Origin of the sequence: Mucilaginibacter sp. R-33 (assembly GCF_049949235.1) — a bacterium.
In the GTDB taxonomy this organism is placed as follows: Bacteria; Bacteroidota; Bacteroidia; order Sphingobacteriales; family Sphingobacteriaceae; genus Mucilaginibacter.
Map to the genome: position 1 here is coordinate 3,543,201 of NZ_CP188089.1, position 17,939 is coordinate 3,561,139.

Genomic DNA, 17,939 nt, shown 5'->3' on the forward strand with positions numbered 1-17,939 from the left:
GCGAGGAACGAAGCAATCCCAAACATTACAGGGCGAACCTGCAAAGTTGCTCTGCATATTGGGGATTGCTTCGTTCCTCGCAATGACGGCGCGAGAAGCGCATTGGTATAATTTAAAACTCCAGCAACAATCCGCCCATGGCTGGCAGGCTTACTTCAACACCATTACGTATATCATCGGTATTGAATTTAGCGCCGCTTAGCAGATCGGTGAATTGTTTATGGCCGCTTTGATTTAATTTTGTTAACAGGTCTTCCGGAAGCTTTACGGTTAGTTTACGCTCACTCCGGTTAAAATTGGTTATTACTAATATACGTTGATTGTTGGTATAACGGGCGTAGATATACAAACGGGTATCAAAGCCCGGCTGATGTTCATTAGCTATCATCAGCTCATAGAAAGCGCCCGATTTAAGAGCTTCACTATTGTGCACTGCAGTAAGCAGGTTGTAGTAAAAGCCACGAAGCTTTTGTTGATCTGCCGATAATTTCGCGCCATCGTACTCGTGATTATTCACCCATTTTTGATACTCAGGCACTCCCCAGTAATCAAAGATGGAAGTGCGGCCGTCATTACCGCTAAAGCCTTCGTTGCCTATAGCAGGTTCGCCTACTTCCTGGCCAAAGTAAACCATCACCGGGCCGGTATTTAACGTGGCTGTTACGATCATGCCCGGTACAGCCAGCCAGGGATTACCTGCGAAATCATTTGAGGCAATGCGTTGCTCATCATGGTTTTCCATAAACCGGAGCATGTGCTCGTCGATGCCTTTGCTATCATGGTTCCAAACAGCATTGATTTCCCAGGTTGATGACTTATGCTCATCGCGGGTAAGGCGTTTGATGGCATCGTACAGGCCTACCTTATCGTACAGGTAATCAAACTTGCCTTTATAAATATAATCGTTATATTTTCCTTTATCGTAAGCTTCACCAATGAATACCAAACCAGGATGTTCGGCTTTTAGTTTGGGGATCACCCATCCCCAAAATTCAATCGGCACCATTTCCACCATATCGCAGCGGAAACCGTCGACACCTTTTTCGCTCCAGTAATGCAGGATATCATAAACCTTATTCCAAAGCGGGGGGATGGGGTCGAAATGACCGCGGCGATGATCCATGTAGTCAACACCGTAGTTCAGCTTCATGGTCTCGAACCAATCATTGATAGATGGTGCAGCGCTGAAAACATCGTTACCGGTTGCTTTGGCTGGGTTTTCATCAAAATGCCCATCCTTCATCAGACTTTTGAATTCATCACCTCCGGGATTATAGCCCGACGGCACAACAAAAGGCTGGCCAGGCATATAGTAAAAATCATTGGTTGGGCTAAAAGCTTTGCTCTTATCATCATCCTGGCCAAAATCCCGTACACCGGCCGGTTTAACGTCCGAACTATAGGTACGGGCTACGTGGTTTGGAACCAAATCCATCAATACTTTTAAACCATTGTTGTGGGTACGTTTGATCAACGCTTCGTACTCGCCGATACGGTTTTTAACATCAACTGCCAGGTCGGGATCGATATCGTAATAATCTTTAATTGCATAAGGTGAACCTGCCCTGCCCTTCACTATATCCGGATCATCGGCTTTAATACCATATTGCGAATAATCAGTCATGGTAGCGTGCTCAATTACGCCCGTGTACCAAACATAGGTAAAGCCCATTTTCTTAATTTCCTGAAGGGCCTTATCATTGATATCGTTCAGCTTGCCAACACCATTTTCTTCAATAGATCCATTGGTTTTATTAAACGTGTTGGTATTGCCAAACAGGCGGGGCAATAACTGGTATATGATGAGCTTATGGTTGGTAGTTTGTTCCATGCGTTTTTTTGTATGATGTGGTTTTACCTGTGCCAACGTAATAACAGGCAATATTGTTGCAGCAATAAAACAAGTAAATAGTTTATTGCTTTTCATTACGCCTCAACCAGTAATTCATCATTGGCTTTTACCAACTGCTCTTTACCATAAACCAGCACCGTAGTTTCAACATCCGAGGCATTTTTGATCTGCACACCTTCCTTGCTCACCTTAATATTCAGCAATGCACCGCGGAAACCAATATGGAACGAAAACGACGACCATTTTTCGGGAATGAACGGCTGAAACGAAAGCTTGCCATCCTTAACGCGCATCCCCCCAAAACCTTCAACAACAGCCATCCAGGTGCCGGCCATTGAGGTGATATGACAGCCGTCCTCAGTATCATTGTTATAATCGTCGAGGTCTAAACGGGCAGTGCGCAGGTAAAACTCATAAGCACGGGCCTCATCTCCCAATTTAGCTGCCAAAATAGCATGCACGCATGGCGATAACGATGATTCATGCACGGTACGCGGCTCGTAAAAATCAAAGTTGCGGCGAATAGTATCTATATCGTACTGATCTTCAAAAAAGTAAATCCCCTGCAGTACGTCGGCCTGTTTAATGTAGCATGAACGCAAGATCCTGTCCCAGCTCCATTTTTGGTTGATGGGTCGCTCTGAGGCAGGCAGGTCTTTAACCAGGATCTGTTCTTTATCAAGGTAACCATCCTGCTGTAAAAACACCCGGCGTTTCTCATCGTACGGGTAATACATCTTTTGGATGATATCGATGAAACGGCCAAATTCGGCTTCCTCATTCAGGCTTACCTTGCTCACCAATGCGGCGTATTTTTCCGGATCAGCTGCTTTTACTTTTTCAGCAACCTCAACGGTATATTGCATGCACCAGGTAGCAATGGTGCTGGTGTACCAGTTGTTGTTTACGTTGTTTTCGTACTCGTTTGGTCCGGTTACGCCCAGCATTACATATTGCTGCCTATCCTCCGACCAGTTAACCCTTTGCGACCAAAACCTGGCTATACCCAACAATACTTCAAAACCGTAATCGCCTAAATAAGCTTCATCGCCGGTATAACGCACATAGTTATAAATAGCAAACGCAATAGCCCCATTACGATGGATCTCCTCAAAAGTGATCTCCCATTCGTTATGGCATTCGGTACCATCCATCGTAACCATTGGATATAAGGCAGCGCCATTTTTAAATCCAAGCAATTGTGCGTTTTCAATGGCTTTACCTAACTGTTTATAGCGATAAAGCAGCAAATTGCGGGTAACCTTTTGCGGTGCTGTTGAAAGGTAGAAAGGCACGCAATAAGCCTCGGTGTCCCAATAAGTAGAGCCTCCGTATTTTTCACCGGTGAAACCTTTAGGCCCAATATTCAGGCGATCATCTTCACCCGTATAGGTTTGGTTAAGCTGGTAAATATTAAAACGGATAGCTTGCTGGGCAGATACATCGCCATCAATAATAATATCGTTATGCTTCCATTTTTCGGCCCAGGCAGCTGCTTGCTCGGCCAGCATGGTATCAAAACCTTTAGCGCTGATACGAGTTAACGTAGCATTTAACTGCTCAACCAACTCTTCGGGTTTGTAGTTTTGCGATGAAAGGTTAGCAGCATATTTGATGATGGTAATACTTTCGCCCTGTTTTGCCTGCAGATCAATTTTAGCAGCTACATATTTTTCCTTTTTGATGGCTTCGGTAGCTGATTCAATAACTTCAGCATTTTGAAGGATGCAAAACTTCATACCTGTAGCAACCTCAAAGCCTGTTTTTTTGGTGCGCATTACGATATAACCACCATCGCTTTGTGACGCCTTGCTTGCTTCGTCCCAAAACTTTTCATCATAGTTAGAATCTTTGTTCACCACATCGCCATCAATTGAAGGCGTTAAGGTGATAGCCCCACTGAAGTTTAACGGCGTAAGGGTGTATTTGATAGCACCTGTTTCATCGTCGGCCATGCTGCAAAAGCGGATAGCCTCTACTTTTACTTCTTTACCCGATGCTGTTTTAACGCTAAAATCGCGCTTCAGGTAACCTTCTTTCATGTTTAGTTCCCGGCGAAAACTGAATACTTCGCATTTAGCAAGGTCAAGTTGCTCGCCATCAATTACCACATCAATACCAATCCAGTTGGCGGCGTTAAGCACTTTGGCAAAATATTCGGGATAGCCGTTTTTCCACCAGCCCACGCGGGTTTTATCCGGGTAATAAACCCCGGCCACGTAGTTACCCAGCAAAGTATCGCCGCTGTAAGCTTCTTCAAAATTGGCGCGCTGGCCCATGCGGCCATTACCTAAGCTGAAGATACTTTCAGAAATTTTATTGTAATGAGGATCGAAGCCTTCTTCAATTATCTTCCACTCATCAGCTTTTATGTAGTTTTTCATTGAGTCACTTTATTTAACCTTCATTGCGAGGAACGAAGCAATCGCGAACTGTACAGGGCGTGCATACAAAGCCGCTCTGCCTATCGGGGATTGCTTCGTTCCTCGCAATGACGATTCATTTAATATCATTACAACTTATACAATTTATCCAGTGTCATTTCATCCAAACCCTTAATAACCAGGTTGGCGCTTTTCAATACATCGGACGAGCCAATGCCTACCACTTTCATATCCCCGGCAATGGCTGCCTCAACACCAGCAATGGCATCTTCAAATACCACACATTCTTCGGGCTGAACGCCCAGGGCCTGCGCTCCTGCCAAAAACACTTCAGGATCAGGCTTAGCTTTGCTTACCTTGTTGCCATCAATTACTGCATCAAACATATCGGTGATACCAATTTTCTCTAATATGGTCATTGAGTTTTTACTGGCGGAACCCAGCGCCGTTTTAAGACCTACCGCACGGCAGGTTGTTAAAAACTCTTTGGCCCCAGGCAGGATCTCTTCGGGTTTCATCTGGTTTACCATTTCCATATACCAGGTGTTTTTTTGAGTAGCCAACTGCTCCTGCTCGGCTTCTGTTTTGGTAACGCCGCCCCAGCCCAGGATCAATTGCAGCGAACGTACCCGGCTTACGCCCTTCAGCTGTTCGTTCTGATGTTCAGTAAAATCAAAGCCAAGCGAATTGGCCAGCCTTTTCCAGGCTTTATAATGGTAAACGGCAGTATCGACTATCACACCGTCAAGGTCAAAAATACAGGCTTTTATTGTATTCATTTTTTTGGGTAAAACACAGGGAATTAGTCCCCTAAGATATTATTTTAATGGGTAACACCGGGTATTAATTCTAACACTAAAGTTGTCTTGCCTGGTATAGTGACTTTATCCAGACCAATCATTTCATCCGTTAGTACATTCTTCGCTTTTTTAGCATCGCCGATACGCTCAAAATACCGTGCGGTAGTAGTTTCCTGTTCCTTATCGCTGCTGTTGAACATGACCATCACCGTTTTTTGGGCATCATATCTAAAATAAACATAAATACCTTTTTCGGGTACAAATTGCATCATTTTACCGGTTTGCAGGGCAGTAGTGCCTTTGCGATAATTAGCCAGCTTGCTCACATAATTAAAAGCGTCATTTTCTTTTTTACTGCGGCCTTCGGCGGTAAATTTATTTTCCTTATCGCCGGCCCAGCCGCCCGGGAAGTCCTCGCGTACCAAACCATCAGGGTTCGAGTAGTTTTTCATCAGAATCTCATCGCCATAATACATTTGCGGCACGCCCCTCATGGTCAGCAGCATAGCCATAGCCGATTTGTATTTAGTAACATCCTCCCCTACCATTGATAATAAACGGCTCATATCGTGGTTATCCATAAATATGGTATTGCGGGTAGCATCCTGGTATAGAAAGTCCTGAGCTACTACTGAATACAAGCGACCAACACCGTCTGTCCAGCCATCGTTACCATTAATAGCTTCATAAATGGCATCTTTTAAAACAGCATCGGTTACGCCCGGTAGCTGGGTATCAAAACCCCGGTTAACCGTATTGCCCTGCGTAAAAAATGCCTGGTTAGCGGCCGACCATACCAGCGTTTCGCCAAATATGGAAAGCTTCGGAAATTCGGCTTTTACTCCTTTTGCCCATTTGGCCATATAAACAGGTTCATTATAAGGATAGGTATCCAGCCTGAAACCGTCGATACCCGCATACTCCACCCACCAGATGTGGTTTTGGGTAAGGTAGTTTTGCACGTAAACATTATTTTGGTTTAAATCGGCCATGCGGTGGTCAAACCAGCCGTCCTGCATCAGTTTGCGGTCCATTGGCGAGGCGTGCGGATCCATCACCGCAGCATCCCTGAAGTTTGATTTGGTGTATGCTGGCCACTGGTGTACCCAACTTTTCATTGGCATATCCTGTATAAGGTAACCTTCGGTACCGGCGTGGTTATGTACAAGATCTTTAATAACCTTAAGCCCCATGCTGTGGCATTTTTCCACAAACTTTTTGTAAAGGTCATTAGTGCCGTACCGTGGATCTATCTTATAATAATCGGTAACGGCATACCCGTGATACGAAGCGCTTGGCTCGTCATTCTCAATTTCGGGTGTAAGCCAGATTGCAGTTACTCCTAAACTTTTCAGGTAATCCAAATGGTTCATGATTCCCTGAAGGTCCCCCCCATGGCGGCTGAACATCGAATCGCGGTGGATGCCCCGCTCACGCAGGTTATCAAATGAGTCGTTGGCAGCATCGCCATTGCTAAACCTGTCGGGCATAATGAGATAGATCAGGTCTTTACTGGTAACGCCCTGCACCCTGCCGGCAGATCTGTCGCGTTTGTTAAGTGTATAACTATACGTAAGGTCTTTTTCGCCTGCCTTCTTAAATTTTATCGGGAACGTTCCCGGAATAGCTGATGAAAAAATTTGCAGATCGACAAACAAATAATTCGGATTTTCAACTTTATGAACTGCTTTAAGCTTAACACCGGGGTAAGTAAGCACTACATTACGGGCGGCAATATTGCGGCCATGCACAACCAGCTGGAGGTTAGGATTGCTCATGCCAACCCACCAGGACATGGGCTCAACACGCTCAAGTGCAGGCGTTTGTGCCTTTACACCCAAAGCAGCCAGCAAGCAGCATAAGGCGGATAGTAAGGTTTTTCTCATATAAAAAATGATAAAAGGATAATTGGTTAGGTTACAGACAAGCCCATAACCACGCTCCAAATTTATAATAAAATTAATTGCTTGTATGAAAAAGTTACAGATAAGTGAATTGCTGTTGTATCCTATTGGCAGATAACAAATTTTATGGTTTTATAACTTACATCGTCGCCCTCTTGGCCGGGCGGGGCCCAGTCACTTTTTCCTTGATGAAAAAGTAACCAAAAAATCAAGACAAAAAAATGCTTCCACCCACAGGCCATACTCCCCGGCTCGCTTTTTTGTCGCGCCGGCGCACTTTTGTTTTGGAGATTATAACAGCCTTTTCCCTTATTAAGTTCTTCTCTTTTGTCTTTCTTCCTGACTCTCATTGTCTTATTTCTTGACTCTTGCTGTCTTGTATCTCTCTCAAACCCGTCGGCAGGTAAGCTTCGGGTGAAAGCCGGCAGAACAATGGTGGCCTGTGCGGCTGCAGGAGCATAGCAAGTTTTTGCAGACGTTGAGGTGCGCGCGGCCTGGGCAAAATAATTGCAGCCCGTGATCTGACCGATTTGCAGGGCAAAGGCCAAGGAGAGGAAGGCGGATTGGTCAGTACGGCGAAGAAGCCTGTCTGCCGACTTGACTTCCTGGTTACTTTTGTGTCAAGACAAAAGCAACAGCCACCCCGCGGCGATTGAGCGGGTCAATGTTTGTCAAATACAACCAAAGCTCTTACTACCCCAAACCTCCGCAAATTTGTTAATATTTTTTCTTGTGTTTATTTGGATTGATTACAAATAATACCAATATTTGTATCGTTATATGATTGCGACCACCGAACTAACTTTATGGACCGACGTTTTCAGTACCAAGACAGGTACCGTTTACCAATGCGATACAGAGCGTTGCTGGTATGTCGATTTCGCCGGTAAGGTTGCCCGGTTTGATCATCGCAATCTCTTAAAATTACGCAAAGCGGTTTATGCCATCGACATCGAGCAAAAGTTGCTGAACACTACTACCGATCCTGACGTGGAGATCATTTTCATCTGCGCCTGCGACCATTGTTATGTACTTTCACTGGCTCAGATCATCAGCCTGAAAGAGCTTTTAGAAGGTACTTTTGTAATGCTGGAACTCAACCACATTATCCACGCCCGCCTTTACAGCAACTCGCTGTAATTAGACTAATTATCAACACAATTTAGATTAATTTCATATTGTCTTTAAATTAAACTAATATGCCTTTACAGCATTATTATTGTATATAACTATCCTGCGATAAGACATATAACATTAATTTATCAAGACCATGAAAGACCTACTCCGCATAAAAAGCCTGATATCATCAGATATTGAAGCGCTGTTAAATCAGCAAGTTAAAAAAGAAGCATTTTCGTCGTCAGCATATTTGGCCATGGCATCATGGTGCAATCGCAACGGTTATGATTTTTCATCCGAATATTTTTTCAAACAAGCCGAAGAAGAGCGCCATCACCAGCTAAAATTTTATAAATATATCCTTGATATGGGCGGTAATGCTGTATCACCTGAGGTAACCGGCATTAAACAGGAATATAATTCATTCCGCGAAGTGTTTGAAGACGCCCTCGACCAGGAAATTAGCGTTACCAACGCTATCAAAAACATATATGCGCGCTGCATGAAAGAACAGGATTTTGTTACTATGGAGTTCCTGAACTGGTTCCTGAAAGAACAACGCGAAGAAGAATACAAAGCCCGCCGCGCCCTTGAACTGTTTGAAGTTATCGGCGAAGAGGGTACCGGCAGATGGCAGATTGACAAGCACGTTGGTCAGATAAAATATGATAGTGAGGCTTAAGCCCCACCCTGTCCTCTCCAGAGGGAAAGGTTTCCACACGAAATGCCTTTCGATAAACGAAAGGCATTTGTTTTAACATCTTATTTTAAGGAGGCTGTATCGTAAATCAAATGATGCGGTCTTTTTTGTTTTGGTGGCTCTTTCCTTTTCATATGATACCTTCGGCATTACCCTGCAAACACAAAAAAACCGGCGGTTGCTGGCCGGCTTTTTATAAGGGCGGAAAAAAGCTTATTTTTTGAAATCGGTCGATTTGCTGATGCTCTCGAAAGCAGCCAGGTCTTTCTGAACGGCTTCGATCTTGTTTTGCGCCATACCGAATGAATCTGAACCCAGGAATAAGTGCAGCGGGCGCTCTTCCATTTCAGCCACTTTGATGAAGGCTAAAGCCGCATTTTCAGGGTCACCGGGCTGGTTGCCGATGACCTGTTCGTTGTGGATCACTTCCAGGTCGCGGGCTTCTTTATAGTCATTGATCGGCTTTGCTGCGGTGCGCAATGAGCCTTGCAGCAGGAAATTGGTCTTGAAATAGCCGGGATAAACGATGGTGGCAGTTACGCCCAGTGATTTTGCTTCAGCCGAAAGCGCTTCGGTGAAGCCGGCAACCGCAAATTTGGTGGCGTTGTATATGCCCCATCCGGGGAAAGTGCCCAGGAAACCGGCTATTGAAGAGATATTAAAGAATGCACCTGATTTCCTGGCGCGAAATATCGGCATTACGTTACGGATCACATTCAGCGAACCGAATACGTTGACGTCGAAGTTTTTGCGGGCTTCGTCGTCGGTTAGTTCTTCTAATGTGCCGAGCTGCCCGTAACCGGCGTTATTCACAACTACGTCGATCGTGCCAAATTTAGCAACTATCGCAGTAATCGCTTCGGCTACACTGTTGTTGTCGGTCAGGTTCACCTGCAGCGGAAGAAAATCATCGCCGCTGTAGCCCACCTCGGTACGTAAGGCTTCTGCCTCTCTTGAAGTAGCCGCGACCTTGTAGCCTTCAGTTAACAACCGTTTTACTAAACTTAAACCTAATCCTTTTGAGGCTCCTGTAACGAACCATACTTTCTGTGTTTTCATTTTCTTGATCATTAATTGTATGGTACAAAATTGCGCAGGAAGGCCCTGAAGGGACTTATTCAAATCACAGGAATATTTGTGAGTTTCAAATATGAGTTGAAACAGCCGCATTTCTGCGGAATTCTGAAGGGGAGACAAGGGCCTTTTTCTTGAATAAGGAGGTAAAGGCGGCCTGGCCGGAGAAGCCAAGTCCGTCGCTGATCTCATTGATACCCCAGTCGGTTTGCACGAGTAAGGATTTGGCCTCATGGATCAGACGATCCTGTATATGTTCCCGCAGGGTTTTTCCTGTCTGATTGCGAACAAGGGAATTCAGATAATTGGGGTGCACATGCAGTTGGTCTGCAAATTCAGCCGCCGTTTTAAGCTTAACGTAGGAGTCGCGTTCCTGTATCTGAAAGGATGATTCCAGTAAGGATAAGAAACGGTAGATATAGCTATAACCTTCCGAAGCCTTCGTGCGCATCAGGTTCTTGCCAGCGCGCCGGCTTTCGAGCAACAGCATCTGCAACTGTAATAAAATCGCCTGCTTTTTATCGTCGCTGTTACCGCGGTCTTCCCGGTGCATGGTTTCGAAATAACCGTTAATCGTAGCCGACTGTTCGTCGGTCAGTTGGATCACCGCCTTATCAGTCTCAAAGTTCGGGAACTGCCGGAACAACTGAAGCACATGGTCGGCTTCGAGCCCGAAGTAGTTAGGATGGATCAGGCAGAAATGTCCGCCAGTCTCTGCTGAGGTGGTTTGCCAGGACATGATCTCGTCGGGGTGGAGAAAAGCGATCTCATTCCGCCCCATTTCGTAGCGGTGAAGGCCGATGGTCAAAACTCCGGTACCCCGGGTCATATGGAAGATCTTGTAAAATTTACGACGGTGCGGTGATATATAATCCTTAATCGGGTAAGTGTCCCGGTTTTGAATGACAAAGTGTTGCGAATCAACCGGGTAATGCTCTACATTGAGTAATGGCTGCTGGTAGTTGTCCGCCGCGAACTTTTCCAATGGCATACGGGGAATCGTTGAATTTTCCATGGCCCGGTAATGTAATTTGATTCGGCGCAAAGTTAGTGAATTTTAATAGCGCCGTCCAAGCCCTACAAAGCAGGGGCTTATGATACGGCATCTTTGGAAGAGGTCACTCAATCAGATCCATCAACTTCAACACCTCTTTAGGGTGATATTCTTTCAACCAGGTGTTGCCGGGCTGGATACTGCACACAGGGGCATATTTACACCTGTCGGTGCATTCGGTTTCAATTACCTCCAACTCTTCGGGGCCGTGATGATGTTTAATGTACGATTTTGCGATCTTGTACATGTCCTTACCGCCTCGTTTTCCGCATTTGCTGCCTACGCATACGTACAACACTTTATCAGGTATGGTAAATTTGCTCATAATGGCAATTATTAAGACTATGTTAACAATCAGCAAAGTTAATGCTTTAATGTTCCAATTTTATCTGAACCGGGATTTAATTGGGTTTACAAGATTGAAAGGGCTTTATTATAATGCCGCTGTCCGATTCGATACGCATACATCGACATGGTGCCGATGCTAATTTTTTTTAATTGTATATTTTAAAAGATAAATTTGAAATTCAATGCGGGGTTAAGCCAACCCATTAGCATTAAACAAAGCTAAGTATATGAAAGCAATTGAAATTATCTCCATCCCTGTAACCGACCAACAAGCAGCCAAAGCGTTTTACCTAAAAATCGGTTTTGAAATATTGGTTGAAGCTAACTTTGAAAACAAACCTGGATCCAGATGGCATTTCCCGGCTCGCCTGTTTCCATTACCCTGGTAAACTGGTTCCCTGAAATGCCTGCAGGTAGTGTACGCGGCCTTGTAATTAAAACCGACAACCTGGATAAAGATATAGCAGACCTTAAAGCCAAAGGCCTTGAAGTGGGCGATGTTGACACAACCCCATGGGGTCGCTTTGCCACTGTTAAGGATCCCGACGGAAACGCGTTGAGCCTGCATGCGAAATAGAACCGAGATTTGAGGAGATTTCGGATTCCGGGATTTTTGCCGGTCAAATCCTTTAATGCTTTTCATTTAATCCGGGTTAATCTTCTTACTGTCAAATCCGATAAACCCTTTAATCCCGTTTCAGATACCCATATTTGCATATCCAAAATCCGCACATTAATATATGACATTTAAAAAGTACTCTGCCCTACTTCTCCTCATATTACTTATAATTGCCGGTTGTAATCCCAATAATACCAAACAACCCGATGCCAGTGTTTATAAAGTTGTGAAAATAAAAGATGGTGATACTTTGGGTTTGCTTACCGGCGATAACCAGCAGATTACTGTGAGGCTTGCCGAAATTGACTGCCCTGAAAAATCGCAGGCCTTTGGACAGGCAGCTAAAAAATTCACTTCCGATCTGTGTTTTGGTAAAGAGGTGAGATTAATTGGCAACGAGCATGATCGCTATGGCCGTACTGTTGCGCAGGTAGTACTTATCGATGGCACCAATGTAAATTATGCGCTGGTAAAAAATGGCTACGCCTGGCAGTATAAAGCCTATTCCAAAAACACCGAACTGGCTGCTCTGGAACAACAGGCCCGCGAAGATAAACTTGGTTTATGGCAGGATGCCAATCCTACCCCGCCCTGGGATTTTCGCCGGGAAAAGAAACAACCTAAGACAGACTCACTTCAAACTCCTAAACCTAAAAAACATTATCGCAAGCGTAAGCCAAGACTTGAATATGCAGCCTAAATGGTTAACTTTAGGGGCATCATCATCCAAGCAATGAAGTTTACCAAAGCATTCATATCTATCTTTTTCACATTACTGCTCATTTGGGCACTGCAAACTAAAATAAGCCTCGTTCCACCATTAGGAAAATTCCTGAGCCCTGCTGATGGTTTTTGGCAAAATGCCGAAAGCAAGCACATTTTGCCAACGCTCGACCTGAAACTTAAAGGCTTACAGGGCAAGGTTACCATTAAATTTGATGAGAATCATATCCCGCACATTTTCGCACAGAACGAGCACGACCTGTACTTTGCCCAGGGATATATGACCGCAACCGACCGTCTTTGGCAAATGGATATCCAAACCCGGCAGGCAGCAGGCAGGCTGGCTGAAGTTATTGGCCCCAAAGTATTGGATATTGACCGCTATCACCGCCGCATGGGAATGGTTTACGGCGCCGAAAAAACAATAAAGGCAATGATGGCCGATCCAGTAGTGCGCAACATGATCCTGGCGTATACCGATGGCATCAACAGTTATATCCATCAGCTAAGCCCGAGGAGTTACCCCATAGAATTTAAACTCCTGAACTACGCCCCCGAAGACTGGAAACCTATCAACTGCGCCTTTTTGCTTAAGCTAATGTCGGAAACATTGGCCGGCGGCTCAAACGAATTTGCCATGACCAATATCCTGCGCAAATTTGGCCCGGCCACTACAAATGATCTTTTTCCCGATTATCCTATGCACGAAGATCCCATCATCCCCACAGGGACAAAATGGGATTATTTTAAACCACTGCCCATTCCCAAACCATCTGCTAATTTTTTAGCCGGCATGGCAGATAGTACAAATACTAAACCCCGTGTTGAAGGTATCGGCAGCAATAACTGGGCTGTAGCGGGCAGTAAAACAGCAAGCGGGTATCCTATTTTAGCTAATGACCCGCATCTTAACCTCACACTACCTTCTATCTGGTACCAGGTACAGCTTTCGGCGCCGGGTATGAATGTTTATGGCGTATCATTACCGGGTGCGCCCTGTGTTATTTTAGGTTTTAACAATAACATCAGCTGGGGTATTACCAATGTTGATGCCGACGTATTGGACTGGTACCAGGAAAAATTCAGGGATACCAAAATGGAGGAATACTGGTACAACAACAAATGGAATAAAACTACCCGCCGTGTTGAAAAAATTGAAGTACTTGGTCAAAAACCGGTTTATGATACAGTAGTTTATACGCACCATGGCCCGGTTGTGTATCAAAACAATGCTCAAAAAGCCGATGGCCCTGATTTTGTTCCGGTTGGGCATTCTTTAAGGTGGATAGCGCACGAATCATCCAACGAACTGATGGCTATGTACCTGCTTAATACAGGCAAAAACTATAACGATTACCGCAAGGCGCTTACCTTTTTCAGCGCCCCTGCTTCAAATTTTGTTTTTGCCAGTAAAGACGATATCGCCATAACGCCAAACGGTAAATATCCGCTTAAATACAAAGACCAGGGGAAATTTATTTTAGATGGAACCGATCCTGCCGACGACTGGCATGGTTGGGTACCATTTGAGCAGGATCCCACCATTAAAAATCCGCCTCGGGGATTTGTAAGCTCAGCCAATCAGTCGTCAACAGATCCGTCTTATCCTTATTATATCAACTGGTCATTTGCACCCTATGAACGCGGTAAACGCATTAATGACAGACTTTCCGTTATGACCAAAGCCACCGTTGATAGTATGCGCATCCTCCAAACAGATGTTTACTGTATCCGGGCACAGGACATTTTACCAACCCTACTTAAATATATCGACCCAACCAAACTTAATGCTGCACAACTTAGTGCTTACGATCAAATCAATAAGTGGGATAAAAATTTTACGCCGAATTCAATAGGTGCCACTGTATTTTCCAACTGGTGGTCGCAATTGTACAATGCTGTGTGGGGGGATGATTTTGCAGATAAAACCCTGCAAAACAATTTTCCTTCAGTAGATCGCACAGAAAAGCTGCTGCTTAAAGAGCCAACTTCCAAATGGTTTGATGACATCCGCACACCGGCAAAGGAAACCGCGGCAGATATCGTTAATAAAGCTTTTGCAGCTGCGGTAAAGGAAATTACCGACAGATGTGGTAACCCCGGAGCAAACTGGCAATGGGGTAAATTTAAAAAAATGGAGATAGCGAGCCTTTCACGCCAGCCGGCTTTTGGTTCAGGCAATTTTGAATCGGGTGGCACAGCATCAACAGTTAATGCCCTTCATGACGGGCATGGCCCGTCATGGCGCATGGTGGTGCAAATGGGTCCCAAGGTAAAAGGTTACGGCATTTTTCCCGGCGGCGAATCAGGTAATCCCGGCAGTTTTTTTTATAACGATATGTTCAAAACCTGGAATGAGGGAAAGTTAAAAGAACTACTCTTCATGCAATCGGTAAGTGAACAGTCACCACGCATTAAATCAACTTATACATTAACCGGTAAATAATAGCACTATGTTGTTCTTCATCATACTTATACTTTCATTTGCCAGCGGATATTTTTTACCCTGGTGGATAGTTGCCGTCATATCTTTTTTAACGGCCCTTTTTATTGGCACAACAGCAAAAAGTTCTTTCTGGCAAGCCTTTACAGCGGTTTTGGTGGTGTGGATAGTACTGGCTCTCTTTAAAAGCATACCCAATGACCATATCATGGCTACAAGGATAGCGCACTTATTTCATTTGCCTGGCTGGGGTTATATATTGGCTGTAACCGGCATTTTAGGAGGCTTAGTGGGTGGGATGTCAGCACTTTCGGGGCTACTGCTTAAACGGGCATTTCAAAAGCATTAAAACAAAAATACCCGGAACTTAACCGGGTATTTTTGTTTATCAATGCATTGTTTTTAAAACGAAGCCAATGTTTCTTTTAACGTTTTAACTGCTTCGGTATTGCTGCTCGCCTGCGCAAAAATATCCTGCGAGGTAGCTTTAGCTCCATAATAAGCAGCATTTGAATCCTTATCAATGCCCAGGTTTGAGCCATTGATGGTTATTCCGGCAAACAAACCACGGCTGCGTGAGTATGAATAAACCTCAGCCTGTAGCTTATAATCGGTACTTGCAGTCGAACTGCGGCCCACAGGGCCGGCTGCTGCAGAAATATCGCCGCCGATAGTAAAATCGCCATTTTTGACTTTGGTTAACACACCTTTATGGCGGAACACCAGCACCAGATCAACGGATTGTACGCCAATTTGCAAGCCAAAGCTACCGCCCGTTAAGGTAACAAACACCGGATCGCTCCATTTGCCATTACCCAGTTTCACCATGGCTACGCCTTTACCGCGTTTACCGCCAATGCCAAATCCGGCATTGATGAGTTTGGGGATGATAACGATGCCTTCGTATTCTTCCAATAGCTGATGCGGGATGCTTTCCTTCATCTTGGCAAACTCTTTCAACACATTTGACGAATTATGGATGCGTTCTGTCTGTTTGCTGTCGTCGGCCGGTTTTGCCGATATCATTACAAAAAAGAGACCTAACAAAACCGGGAGTCTCAAGAATTTTAATGTTTTCATGGGGATGGATGATTAATATTATTAATTATATATTCAATACTTAACTAACCCCCAAAACACGTACTTGTTTTTTAATTTTATGTAATAGGAAAGTCAAACACGCTCAATTTTGCATATAAAACAACATGCCTGGGCATTTCTGGCATGCAAATATTCAACATTATCATTCTCGGCAAATATTTCGTTAATCAGTTCATCTACATCGGCATCACCAACAAGCCGGGTTAAAACCATTTGTTGCGCTTTACTGTAACCTATGACCGACAGCGGGAAACTCTTTTTATTAGCCTTAATCTCCGGCGGGAAACGATAAATATCGCTGTACTCCTCCACATCTTCAGCGTGAATAAAAATAGGTCCCGGTTGGTTATAGGCATTTTCGATTTCAAAAGGCGAGTGCTTTAGCAACAGGCGTTTATCAACATTACGTTCAAAGGGTTTAAGTGAAACCCGGCATGGCCCAAGCCCGGTAGCCAGTTGCTCAACCACTTCGCCTCCAAAATCGTCGGTCATGGTTGTCCTTACTTTTTCGGCGAATGATTTTGATAGCGGTACAATTTTAAATGTATTCATGATTATTATTTTTTAGATAGATCAAAGTTCGCGCGATAAACAAAGCGTTTCAACCCGAAACTTGCGGAGTTTCTGAACCGGGATTTATAGGACTTAAGGATTTCCCGGATGTATGTTTAAACGCCAGCACCTAAAAATCCAATAATCCAAAAACCGGATTAATCCCGATTCAGATAATCTGCATATCTGAAATCCGCACATCTGCACATTTACTTTATCTTTGCCTCAATGGACAAGCCCGGAAAACAACAGGTATTTTCTATCGATACTGATGAACGATTTAATGAAACAGCATTGCGGGTTTTCAATTACCAGGCACAGCATAACCCGGTTTACAGGCAGTTTATTGAAGGATTGAAAATTGACACCGCATCAATTACATCTTACAGTCAGATCCCATTTTTACCTATCGAGTTTTTTAAGTCACATACTATATTAAGTACCGATGCGCCCGTTGAGGTAACCTTTACGAGTTCAGGTACTACCGGGATGATCACCAGCAGTCACCGGGTTACCGATAAAACCTGGTATGAGGAAAGCTTTCGGCGTGCATTCAATATTTTTTATGGTGATATCGGGGATTTTACCGTCCTCGCTCTGCTCCCGTCGTATCTGGAGCGCGAAGGTTCATCGCTCATTTACATGGTTGATGATCTCATTAAACAATCAAATCACCCGGATAGCGGTTTCTTTTTGTATAATCATGACGAGCTGTTTCATCAACTTAAAAAACAGCAGGATGCCAGGAAACCTACGCTTTTAATAGGTGTTACTTTCGGTCTGCTCGATTTTATTGAAAACTACCAGGTCAACTTCCCTGAACTGGTTGTAATGGAAACCGGCGGCATGAAAGGCCGCCGTAAGGAAATGATCCGCGAGGAACTGCACGCAATTTTAGGTAAGGGCTTTGGTGTAAAGCAGATCCACTCGGAATATGGAATGACGGAGCTGCTGTCACAAGCTTACTCCAAAGGCGACGGCATTTTCAATTGCCCGCCATGGATGAAGATCATCATCCGGGATACTAACGATCCGCTCAGTACGTTACAAACTGGTAAAACAGGCGGCATCAGCGTTATTGACCTGGCCAATATCAATTCCTGCGCGTTTATTGCTACGCAGGATTTGGGCAGGATTTACCCTGATGGCTCTTTTGAAGTATTGGGCCGGTTTGACCAGTCAGACATCCGCGGATGTAATTTGTTGATTGCTTAATACCATTTGAGAATCAAGACGTCAGGAATCACGTTTCAGGAAAACTTGATT

At 44.4% G+C, this 17,939-nt stretch carries 19 protein-coding genes; 8 read left to right on the forward strand and 11 right to left on the reverse strand.

The window, feature by feature from the left end; all coding sequences use genetic code 11:
* Nucleotides 1-112: 112 nt before the first annotated feature.
* The 5 genes from ACP26M_RS14795 to ACP26M_RS14815 all read right to left on the reverse strand — a co-directional run bounded on the left by ACP26M_RS14795 (nucleotide 113) and on the right by ACP26M_RS14815 (nucleotide 7,488).
* A complete protein-coding gene (locus ACP26M_RS14795; protein WP_426580970.1) occupies nucleotides 113-1,927 on the reverse strand; it encodes an alpha-amylase family glycosyl hydrolase in 1,815 nt (604 codons plus the stop codon).
* The gene (locus ACP26M_RS14800; RefSeq protein WP_426580972.1) at nucleotides 1,927-4,236 is read right to left on the reverse strand and encodes a glycoside hydrolase family 65 protein; all 2,310 of its coding nucleotides are present in this window, start codon (nucleotides 4,234-4,236) and stop codon (nucleotides 1,927-1,929) included. The genes ACP26M_RS14795 and ACP26M_RS14800 overlap by 1 nt, the downstream gene beginning before the upstream one ends.
* 128 nt (nucleotides 4,237-4,364) lie before the next feature.
* Nucleotides 4,365-5,015 (reverse strand): beta-phosphoglucomutase, encoded by a 651-nt coding sequence (gene pgmB, locus ACP26M_RS14805; protein ID WP_426580974.1) that lies wholly within the window; start codon nucleotides 5,013-5,015, stop codon nucleotides 4,365-4,367.
* 44 nt (nucleotides 5,016-5,059) lie between these two features.
* A complete protein-coding gene (locus tag ACP26M_RS14810; RefSeq protein WP_426580976.1) occupies nucleotides 5,060-6,922 on the reverse strand; it encodes a glycoside hydrolase family 13 protein in 1,863 nt (620 codons plus the stop codon).
* A gap of 122 nt (nucleotides 6,923-7,044) precedes the next feature.
* Nucleotides 7,045-7,488 (reverse strand): hypothetical protein, encoded by a 444-nt coding sequence (locus ACP26M_RS14815; protein WP_426580978.1) that lies wholly within the window; start codon nucleotides 7,486-7,488, stop codon nucleotides 7,045-7,047.
* Nucleotides 7,489-7,720: 232 nt separating this feature from the next.
* Between ACP26M_RS14815 and ACP26M_RS14820 the strand changes: the two genes are divergently transcribed.
* Nucleotides 7,721-8,080 (forward strand): hypothetical protein, encoded by a 360-nt coding sequence (locus ACP26M_RS14820; RefSeq protein ID WP_426580980.1) that lies wholly within the window; start codon nucleotides 7,721-7,723, stop codon nucleotides 8,078-8,080.
* 130 nt (nucleotides 8,081-8,210) lie between these two features.
* Nucleotides 8,211-8,741: a ferritin gene (locus ACP26M_RS14825; protein ID WP_129569350.1), complete on the forward strand. Its 531-nt coding sequence runs from the start codon at nucleotides 8,211-8,213 to the stop codon at nucleotides 8,739-8,741.
* A gap of 231 nt (nucleotides 8,742-8,972) precedes the next feature.
* On the opposite strand, the gene ACP26M_RS14830 is transcribed toward ACP26M_RS14825, so the two are convergent.
* From ACP26M_RS14830 to ACP26M_RS14840, 3 genes are all read right to left on the reverse strand, one after another.
* Complete coding sequence (locus ACP26M_RS14830) at nucleotides 8,973-9,818, reverse strand: SDR family NAD(P)-dependent oxidoreductase (protein WP_426580983.1); 846 nt, start codon at nucleotides 9,816-9,818, stop codon at nucleotides 8,973-8,975.
* Between the two features lie 85 nt (nucleotides 9,819-9,903).
* Nucleotides 9,904-10,848: a helix-turn-helix domain-containing protein gene (locus tag ACP26M_RS14835; protein WP_426580984.1), complete on the reverse strand. Its 945-nt coding sequence runs from the start codon at nucleotides 10,846-10,848 to the stop codon at nucleotides 9,904-9,906.
* A gap of 103 nt (nucleotides 10,849-10,951) precedes the next feature.
* On the reverse strand, nucleotides 10,952-11,212 hold the full coding sequence (locus ACP26M_RS14840) for a (2Fe-2S) ferredoxin domain-containing protein (protein ID WP_091163031.1): 261 nt from the start codon (nucleotides 11,210-11,212) through the stop codon (nucleotides 10,952-10,954).
* A gap of 250 nt (nucleotides 11,213-11,462) precedes the next feature.
* On the opposite strand from ACP26M_RS14840, the gene ACP26M_RS14845 reads away from it, so the two are divergent.
* The 4 genes from ACP26M_RS14845 to ACP26M_RS14860 all read left to right on the forward strand — a co-directional run bounded on the left by ACP26M_RS14845 (nucleotide 11,463) and on the right by ACP26M_RS14860 (nucleotide 15,023).
* On the forward strand, nucleotides 11,463-11,624 hold the full coding sequence (locus tag ACP26M_RS14845) for a hypothetical protein (RefSeq protein ID WP_426580986.1): 162 nt from the start codon (nucleotides 11,463-11,465) through the stop codon (nucleotides 11,622-11,624).
* A complete protein-coding gene (locus ACP26M_RS14850; RefSeq protein ID WP_426580988.1) occupies nucleotides 11,585-11,812 on the forward strand; it encodes a VOC family protein in 228 nt (75 codons plus the stop codon). Before ACP26M_RS14845 ends, ACP26M_RS14850 begins: the two co-directional genes overlap by 40 nt.
* A gap of 163 nt (nucleotides 11,813-11,975) precedes the next feature.
* The gene (locus ACP26M_RS14855; protein WP_090531473.1) at nucleotides 11,976-12,554 is read left to right on the forward strand and encodes a thermonuclease family protein; all 579 of its coding nucleotides are present in this window, start codon (nucleotides 11,976-11,978) and stop codon (nucleotides 12,552-12,554) included.
* A 33-nt stretch (nucleotides 12,555-12,587) separates the two neighbouring features.
* The gene (locus ACP26M_RS14860; protein ID WP_426580990.1) at nucleotides 12,588-15,023 is read left to right on the forward strand and encodes a penicillin acylase family protein; all 2,436 of its coding nucleotides are present in this window, start codon (nucleotides 12,588-12,590) and stop codon (nucleotides 15,021-15,023) included.
* On the opposite strand, the gene ACP26M_RS14865 is transcribed toward ACP26M_RS14860, so the two are convergent.
* Nucleotides 15,009-15,230, reverse strand: a complete 222-nt coding sequence (locus ACP26M_RS14865) for a hypothetical protein (RefSeq protein WP_090531471.1) — start codon at nucleotides 15,228-15,230, stop codon at nucleotides 15,009-15,011. The two genes, ACP26M_RS14860 and ACP26M_RS14865, sit on opposite strands and share 15 nt — an antisense overlap.
* Here ACP26M_RS14865 and ACP26M_RS14870 point away from each other — a divergent pair.
* Complete coding sequence (locus tag ACP26M_RS14870) at nucleotides 15,229-15,369, forward strand: hypothetical protein (RefSeq protein WP_167516217.1); 141 nt, start codon at nucleotides 15,229-15,231, stop codon at nucleotides 15,367-15,369. The two genes, ACP26M_RS14865 and ACP26M_RS14870, sit on opposite strands and share 2 nt — an antisense overlap.
* A gap of 53 nt (nucleotides 15,370-15,422) precedes the next feature.
* On the opposite strand, the gene ACP26M_RS14875 is transcribed toward ACP26M_RS14870, so the two are convergent.
* Nucleotides 15,423-16,100 carry a lipid-binding SYLF domain-containing protein gene (locus tag ACP26M_RS14875; protein WP_354486722.1) on the reverse strand — a complete coding sequence of 226 codons (678 nt, stop codon included), beginning with the start codon at nucleotides 16,098-16,100 and terminating at the stop codon, nucleotides 15,423-15,425.
* A gap of 93 nt (nucleotides 16,101-16,193) precedes the next feature.
* Nucleotides 16,194-16,673, reverse strand: a complete 480-nt coding sequence (locus tag ACP26M_RS14880; protein ID WP_426580993.1) for a DUF1203 domain-containing protein — start codon at nucleotides 16,671-16,673, stop codon at nucleotides 16,194-16,196.
* Between the two features lie 228 nt (nucleotides 16,674-16,901).
* On the opposite strand from ACP26M_RS14880, the gene ACP26M_RS14885 reads away from it, so the two are divergent.
* Entirely contained in the window at nucleotides 16,902-17,888 is a 987-nt protein-coding gene (locus ACP26M_RS14885; protein WP_426580995.1) for an acyl transferase, read from the forward strand.
* Nucleotides 17,889-17,939 lie beyond the last annotated feature (51 nt).

Excerpts from the sequence above, each read along its gene's own strand:
- ACP26M_RS14850 (WP_426580988.1), top strand. The coding sequence starts at position 11,585 with ATGGCATTTCCCGGCTCGCCTGTTTCCATTACCCTGGTAAACTGGTTC.
- ACP26M_RS14800 (WP_426580972.1), bottom strand. The coding sequence starts at position 4,236 with ATGAAAAACTACATAAAAGCTGATGAGTGGAAGATAATTGAAGAAGGC.
- pgmB (WP_426580974.1), bottom strand. The coding sequence starts at position 5,015 with ATGAATACAATAAAAGCCTGTATTTTTGACCTTGACGGTGTGATAGTC.
- ACP26M_RS14865 (WP_090531471.1), bottom strand. The coding sequence starts at position 15,230 with ATGATATGGTCATTGGGTATGCTTTTAAAGAGAGCCAGTACTATCCAC.
- ACP26M_RS14840 (WP_091163031.1), bottom strand. The coding sequence starts at position 11,212 with ATGAGCAAATTTACCATACCTGATAAAGTGTTGTACGTATGCGTAGGC.
- ACP26M_RS14825 (WP_129569350.1), top strand. The coding sequence starts at position 8,211 with ATGAAAGACCTACTCCGCATAAAAAGCCTGATATCATCAGATATTGAA.
- ACP26M_RS14880 (WP_426580993.1), bottom strand. The coding sequence starts at position 16,673 with ATGAATACATTTAAAATTGTACCGCTATCAAAATCATTCGCCGAAAAA.
- ACP26M_RS14845 (WP_426580986.1), top strand. The coding sequence starts at position 11,463 with ATGAAAGCAATTGAAATTATCTCCATCCCTGTAACCGACCAACAAGCA.
- ACP26M_RS14820 (WP_426580980.1), top strand. The coding sequence starts at position 7,721 with ATGATTGCGACCACCGAACTAACTTTATGGACCGACGTTTTCAGTACC.
- ACP26M_RS14885 (WP_426580995.1), top strand. The coding sequence starts at position 16,902 with ATGGACAAGCCCGGAAAACAACAGGTATTTTCTATCGATACTGATGAA.
- ACP26M_RS14795 (WP_426580970.1), bottom strand. The coding sequence starts at position 1,927 with ATGAAAAGCAATAAACTATTTACTTGTTTTATTGCTGCAACAATATTG.
- ACP26M_RS14810 (WP_426580976.1), bottom strand. The coding sequence starts at position 6,922 with ATGAGAAAAACCTTACTATCCGCCTTATGCTGCTTGCTGGCTGCTTTG.
- ACP26M_RS14835 (WP_426580984.1), bottom strand. The coding sequence starts at position 10,848 with ATGGAAAATTCAACGATTCCCCGTATGCCATTGGAAAAGTTCGCGGCG.
- ACP26M_RS14875 (WP_354486722.1), bottom strand. The coding sequence starts at position 16,100 with ATGAAAACATTAAAATTCTTGAGACTCCCGGTTTTGTTAGGTCTCTTT.
- ACP26M_RS14870 (WP_167516217.1), top strand. The coding sequence starts at position 15,229 with ATGGCTACAAGGATAGCGCACTTATTTCATTTGCCTGGCTGGGGTTAT.
- ACP26M_RS14860 (WP_426580990.1), top strand. The coding sequence starts at position 12,588 with ATGAAGTTTACCAAAGCATTCATATCTATCTTTTTCACATTACTGCTC.
- ACP26M_RS14830 (WP_426580983.1), bottom strand. The coding sequence starts at position 9,818 with ATGAAAACACAGAAAGTATGGTTCGTTACAGGAGCCTCAAAAGGATTA.
- ACP26M_RS14855 (WP_090531473.1), top strand. The coding sequence starts at position 11,976 with ATGACATTTAAAAAGTACTCTGCCCTACTTCTCCTCATATTACTTATA.